Here is a 442-nt window from a genome sequence, read left to right on the forward strand (position 1 = left end):
TCGACGACGAGGACGCCCGCCGGCGCGCCCGGAATCGGGTTGGCCGGGCCGACGACCAGCAGGGTGTCCCCGTCGAGTTTCGCGTCGTAGAGGCCGCGGAAGGGGCCGTCTTCGCGGTCCGAAAGCGGGTCGCGGCGCTCGGCGAGGAGTTCCGGGCGGTCGGGCGCGGAGATGTCGACGACGGCGTAGCCGCTGCTCGCGGCGACGAAGACGGTCTCGCCGTCGGCCGACACGACGGCCTCTTTCGCGCCGTCGATGTCGATGCGGCCCAGCGGCTCGAAGGGACCGGGATGTGCGGTGGCGGGACGGGAACCGACGACGGCAGCGGTCGAGACGGCGAGCGCGCTCGCGCCGACGGTGCGGAGGAACTGGCGGCGGTCCACGGTGAATCTGCGGGTGCCGAGGGGAAAAATCGGACGGAGGCCCGGGTACTGAAACGAGC

The 442-nt window shown here is 72.6% G+C and carries 1 pseudogene; it reads right to left on the bottom strand.

Annotated features, from left to right (window positions below):
• Window positions 1-383, bottom strand: a pseudogene (locus DVK01_RS21450) (hypothetical protein); the annotation flags it as partial.
• Window positions 384-442 lie beyond the last annotated feature (59 nt).

Origin of the sequence: Haloarcula sp. Atlit-120R, assembly GCF_003665885.1 — an archaeon.
GTDB lineage: Archaea > Halobacteriota > Halobacteria > Halobacteriales > Haloarculaceae > Haloarcula > Haloarcula taiwanensis.